At 48.4% G+C, this 5,481-nt stretch carries 5 protein-coding genes and 1 pseudogene; 5 read left to right on the forward strand and 1 reads right to left on the reverse strand.

Annotated elements, in window-relative coordinates; translation table 11 throughout:
- Positions 1-254 (reverse strand): annotated as a pseudogene (locus IQ219_RS16275) (phosphoglucomutase, alpha-D-glucose phosphate-specific); the annotation flags it as partial.
- A gap of 388 nt (positions 255-642) precedes the next feature.
- Between IQ219_RS16275 and IQ219_RS16280 the strand changes: the two are divergent.
- From IQ219_RS16280 to IQ219_RS16300, 5 genes are all read left to right on the forward strand, one after another.
- On the forward strand, positions 643-1,542 hold the full coding sequence (locus tag IQ219_RS16280) for a circadian clock protein KaiA (RefSeq protein ID WP_190598461.1): 900 nt from the start codon (positions 643-645) through the stop codon (positions 1,540-1,542).
- 127 nt (positions 1,543-1,669) lie between these two features.
- Positions 1,670-1,987: a circadian clock protein KaiB gene (gene kaiB / locus IQ219_RS16285; protein ID WP_010874242.1), complete on the forward strand. Its 318-nt coding sequence runs from the start codon at positions 1,670-1,672 to the stop codon at positions 1,985-1,987.
- 157 nt (positions 1,988-2,144) lie between these two features.
- A complete protein-coding gene (gene kaiC, locus IQ219_RS16290; RefSeq protein WP_190598462.1) occupies positions 2,145-3,704 on the forward strand; it encodes a circadian clock protein KaiC in 1,560 nt (519 codons plus the stop codon).
- A gap of 178 nt (positions 3,705-3,882) precedes the next feature.
- Positions 3,883-4,584, forward strand: a complete 702-nt coding sequence (locus IQ219_RS16295; RefSeq protein WP_194073298.1) for a diacylglycerol/polyprenol kinase family protein — start codon at positions 3,883-3,885, stop codon at positions 4,582-4,584.
- Positions 4,585-4,632: 48 nt separating this feature from the next.
- Positions 4,633-5,481, forward strand: an 849-nt coding sequence (locus IQ219_RS16300; protein WP_194073299.1) for a M20 family metallopeptidase, incomplete at its 3' end; no start/stop codon positions are given.

Below are 5,481 nucleotides of genomic sequence, written 5' to 3' on the forward strand. Positions count from 1 at the left end.
ATATAAAGGGGCCCCGTAATGCCCTGGGCTTGGCGATAGTCCACCACCGCCTGGGTCACCGCCAAAATATGGGCTTCGTTAAAAGTAGCGTTAAGGGCAGAACCCCGATGGCCAGAGGTGCCAAAGCTCACTAGCTGGGCGGGATTTTCCGGGTCCGGTTGCTGATGGTAGTAATTGTCGAGCAGTTGAGCCACATCCAACAGTTGATCGGCGGGGGGATGATGGCCGGCGAGGGGGTTAATTCTGCTTGTCATATACGGAGACTATAAAAAATGGAGGGCGGCGATCGGGGGCTTAGACACCCAAATCCTAGCCAAAAAGGGTGAACTAGCCAAGGGCTAGCCATTGACAAACAGATGGTAAAAAAATTCCCCCACCCCCTAGCCATGGGGAAAAAGTTCCAAAGTTACCTTGAGCTAATCATGCCCAGCGACAAGATTAGGAGCACAGATTCAATCTTTGTAAACAGGTCTTAAGCTATCCGGCCAAGGAGCACTCAGATTGTGTTAACGTTCAGGGGGTAGTTGCTTAACACAATTTTCCAATTAATAGTATTAATACTTTCTTAACTTGCACCTTCCGTGGTGACAAAACTAATCTGAGCCCTTGTCTGATTAACCTTCGACTGATTATTGATCCCCTGTGCAGTCTCCCCTCTCCCTCTGTCTTTTTGCTCCCGAACACGTTGCCCATAGACTCAGGTCTATTTTCCAGGGCGATCGCCATCATCTGTCGAGTTTTCAAGCGCTAGATGACTTTTGTGCCTTTCTAGAAGACAAACCTGAACGGATTGATTGTTTGTTGGTCTACTACGAAGTTAATTCTTTACCGGTGTTGAATCGTCTCTATGAACAGGGGCGTTTGTTGCCAATTATTTTGCTCGAACCTAGTCCTTCCGCCCTAGCAAAAACTACCAACGAACACCCCACCATTGTCTATCACAACGCCGAAATCCATCTGCCCGAATCCCAATGGTCCGAACTGCCCACCGTCGTAGACCGGGCGATCGCCCATTATTTACACCTTGGGCCCCTCTGCACCCTCCCTAACCAAAGAGAAACTATCCCTGCCCCCATTGTCGATGAATCATCCCAAAGCTTTTTACTGCTACAGCAAAGAAGGCTGGCCGACAAACTCAAAGAAAGACTTGGTTACCTAGGAGTGTATTACAAACGTAAGCCCAGTCACTTTTACCGCAACTTTTCCCCCCAGGAAAAACAGGAATATCTAGAAGATTTAAGTTCCCAATATCGGGAGATTACCCTCAGTTACTTCAGCAATGAGGGAACAGTTAACGACCTATTGGATCAATTTGTCAACCAGGCTTTTTTTGCTGACCTGGCCATTTCCCAAATCCTCGAAATTCATATGGAGTTAATGGACGAATTTTCCCAGCACCTCAAGCTAGAAGGACGGAGCGAAGAAGTTCTCCTAGATTATCGTTTAGTGCTGATCGACATCCTCGCCCATCTGGGGGAAATGTATCGTCGTTCCATACCACGGGAGGACATTCCCTTTGATGTATATTATCAAACGGATTAATAACCAAATGCTGCGGTTTAATCATCAGCTCAACTTTTGACTGTTGAAACTGCCTCGATTCCCTGGTTATCTATTTGCTTAGTTGTTTCTTGGTTGGTTTCCCCCTTCGTCCTAGTAAACCCGTAAAATGAGCCCTTTTAAAAAAACTTACGTTCTCAAACTCTACGTAGCCGGCAATACCCCCAATTCTGTGCGGGCCCTTAAAATGCTGAAAAATATCCTAGAGCAAGAATTTCAGGGAGTTTATGCCCTCAAAGTGATCGACGTGTTAAAAAATCCCCAGTTGGCCGAAGAAGATAAAATTCTTGCTACCCCTACCCTAGCTAAAATCTTACCGCCCCCCGTCAGGAAAATCATCGGTGATCTTTCCGACCGAGAAAAAGTGTTAATTGGTCTAGATTTGCTCTATGACGAAATCCGGGAACGGGAAGCGGAAGACCAATAAAAAATTTGGCCACAGGGCTAGCGCGTCTCCGGATCAGCATAAGTCATCGAACTCGTAGAAAATCTTAATCTCGCCCCTAAACCTAAACAAATTCAATTAGTTTTAGCCAAACCGTTATTTAGTTTTACTAACTTCTTTAAAAATTTAAATTTAGCTAATGAACTTACCGATTGTTAACGAACGCAACCGCCCCGACGTGCCAAGGAAGGGAGTACAGAAAATTCGCACTGTGATTGAGGGCTTTGACGAAATTACCCATGGCGGTTTGCCCATTGGCCGTACTACCCTAGTGAGTGGTACCTCTGGTACCGGTAAAACCCTGCTAGCAGTGCAATTTCTTTATCAGGGAATTCAACACTTCGACTATCCAGGGCTATTTATTACCTTTGAAGAATCCCCCAGTGACATTATTGAAAATGCCTACAGCTTTGGTTGGGATCTACAGCAGCTAATTGAAGATGGCAAATTATTTATCCTCGATGCTTCTCCAGATCCGGAAGGGCAGGAAGTGGTGGGCACCTTTGACCTATCGGCCCTAATTGAAAGAATTCAGTATGCAGTGCGGAAATATAAAGCCAAGTTAGTTTCCATTGATTCCGTCACAGCGGTATTTCAACAATATGATGCGGCTTCGGTGGTGCGGCGGGAAATTTTTCGTTTGGTGGCCCGGCTAAAACAATTACAGGTAACGTCGATTATGACCACGGAACGGGTGGAGGAGTATGGCCCCATTGCCCGCTTTGGAGTTGAAGAATTTGTCTCCGATAACGTGGTGGTTTTGCGTAATGTTTTGGAAGGGGAACGGCGACGGCGCACCGTAGAAATCCTCAAACTGCGGGGCACCACCCACATGAAAGGGGAATATCCCTTTACCATTACCCATGACGGCATTAATATTTTTCCCCTTGGGGCCATGCGCCTCACCCAGAGGTCTTCCAATGCGCGGATTTCTTCGGGGGTGCAAACCTTGGACGAAATGTGTGGCGGCGGCTTTTTCAAAGATTCAATTATTCTCGCTACGGGGGCTACTGGTACCGGCAAAACTCTATTAGTAAGCAAATTTTTACAAGAAGGTTGTCGCCAAGGGGAACGGGCCATTTTGTTTGCCTATGAAGAGTCCCGGGCTCAGCTTTCCCGTAACGCTTCTTCTTGGGGCATTGACTTTGAAGAAATGGAACACAAAGGTTTGTTAAAACTCCTCTGTACCTATCCGGAATCGGCAGGTTTGGAAGATCATTTACAAATGATTAAATCAGAAATATCGGAATTTAAGCCCTCCCGCATTGCCATCGATTCCCTCTCTGCCCTGGCCCGGGGGGTGACTAATAATGCTTTCCGTCAATTTGTCATTGGGGTAACGGGCTACGCCAAACAGGAAGAAATTACTGGTTTCTTTACTAATACCACAGACCAATTTATGGGGGCCCATTCCATTACGGAATCCCATATTTCCACCATTACGGACACTATTTTGATGTTGCAGTATGTGGAGATACGAGGGGAAATGTCCCGGGCCCTAAATGTGTTTAAAATGCGGGGTTCTTGGCACGATAAAGGTATTCGCGAATATAGCATCAGCCATGACGGCCCTGACATTCGGGATTCCTTCCGCAATTATGAACGGATTATTAGTGGTTCTCCCACCCGCATCAGTGTGGATGAAAAATCTGAGCTTTCCCGTATTGTTCGGGGCGTTAAAGATAAAACAGTTGAGTAGAGTTTAGAGGGCGAAATCAGACTTTACAAACAGGTTCTTAAACTACTCGAAAATCAAACATTGGTAGTGAAACCCAAATTGATTAAAAGATCGATCATATTTTTGAAGGTATGATTAGTGGGATTGTCAAAAATCTAAGGTGCTGGCACCGAGGCTATAACCGTGGTTTTCTTTCCTAATGGGCATCGAGCAAAATAGTCCTATGGATTTATCCCTCTGGATAGCGGTGGGGCTAGCGGCAACTTATCTAGGGGCTGTGGTGTTAACGGCGGAACTACTTAACCGTCTTTCCCCTAGTCCGGCGGAGGTAACCCGCAAAATTGTCCACATCGGAGCGGGGCAGGTGGTGCTAATCGCTTGGTGGTTGGGTATTCCCGGTTGGGTGGGGGCGATCGCCGGTGTCTTTGCCGCTGGCATTGCAGTGCTCTCCTACCGTTTACCGATTTTACCCAGCCTGGAAAGTGTTGGCCGTCATAGTTACGGCACTTTATTTTATGCCCTGAGCATTGGTCTATTGGTGGGGGGATTTTTCTCTGTGGAACTGCCGGTATTTGCGGCGATCGGTATTTTAGTCATGGCCTGGGGTGATGGAATGGCGGCCCTGGTGGGACAAAGATGGGGTCGTCACCGCTACGAAGTCTTTGGTTTCCGCAAAAGTTGGGAAGGCACTCTCACCATGGTGTTGGCTAGTTTTTTGGTCACAGTGGCACTCCTGGGTTACACCTTTGGCTTCACAGCTACTTGCTTCGTTGTTGCCGGGGCGGTGGCGATCGCCAGTGCGGGATTGGAGAGCTTTTCCCGTTGGGGCATTGATAACCTAACTGTTCCCATGGGCAGTGCCTTGATCGCCTTGGGCGGTAGCTATCTCTGGCTGGGATAATGCCTGGGGGGAATGGTTAAAATACAAACACCACCCTGCTTTTCCACTATGGTTTTTACCCTTCCCCAGCCAACCAATCTACCCAGTACTAATATCCGTTTGCCCATCCAGGCGCTACATGGTCAATTGATCCAATGGCGACGGCAATTTCATCAATACCCGGAATTGGGTTTCCAAGAGCAATTAACCTCGGTCCACATTACGGAAACCCTCACTAAGCTAGGGATTCCCCACACCCCAGGCATTGCCAAAACCGGCATTATGGCAGTGGTTGACAGTGGTAAACCAGGGCCCGTGTTGGCCATCCGAGCCGATATGGATGCCCTACCAGTAACAGAAGAAAATGAAGTGGATTACCGTTCCCTCCACCCAGGCAAAATGCACGCCTGCGGCCACGACGGTCACACGGCGATCGCCTTGGGAACAGCGCAATATTTGGCAGCCCATCGGGATAGTTTTCGGGGCCAGGTAAAATTCTTTTTTCAGCCAGCGGAGGAAGGCCCCGGCGGTGCCAAACCAATGATTGAGGCGGGGGTGCTGGAAAATCCGGCGGTGGATGCCATTGTGGGCTTACATCTGTGGAACGATCTGCCCGTGGGCACGGTGGGCATCAAACCAGGGCCAGTGATGGCAGCGGTGGAACATTTTGAATGTCAACTGTTCGGTCAAGGGGGCCACGGAGCCATGCCCCACCAAACCGTTGATACCCTGGTAATTAGCGCCCAGATTGTCATGGCCTTGCAAGGCATTGTGGCCCGCAATTTAAATCCCCTCCAGTCCGCCGTGGTCACTGTGGGACAGTTGCAATCTGGTACGGCCTTTAACGTCATCCCCGACAGTGCCTACTTCCGGGGCACAGTGCGTTACTTTGACCCCAGTTTTGCGGGCTATTTTGCC

This window comes from Synechocystis sp. LEGE 06083 (assembly GCF_015207725.1).
In the GTDB taxonomy this organism is placed as follows: Bacteria; Cyanobacteriota; Cyanobacteriia; order Cyanobacteriales; family Microcystaceae; genus Synechocystis; species Synechocystis salina.

Excerpts from the sequence above, each read along its gene's own strand:
- kaiB (WP_010874242.1), top strand. The coding sequence starts at position 1,670 with ATGAGCCCTTTTAAAAAAACTTACGTTCTCAAACTCTACGTAGCCGGC.
- kaiC (WP_190598462.1), top strand. The coding sequence starts at position 2,145 with ATGAACTTACCGATTGTTAACGAACGCAACCGCCCCGACGTGCCAAGG.
- IQ219_RS16295 (WP_194073298.1), top strand. The coding sequence starts at position 3,883 with ATGGGCATCGAGCAAAATAGTCCTATGGATTTATCCCTCTGGATAGCG.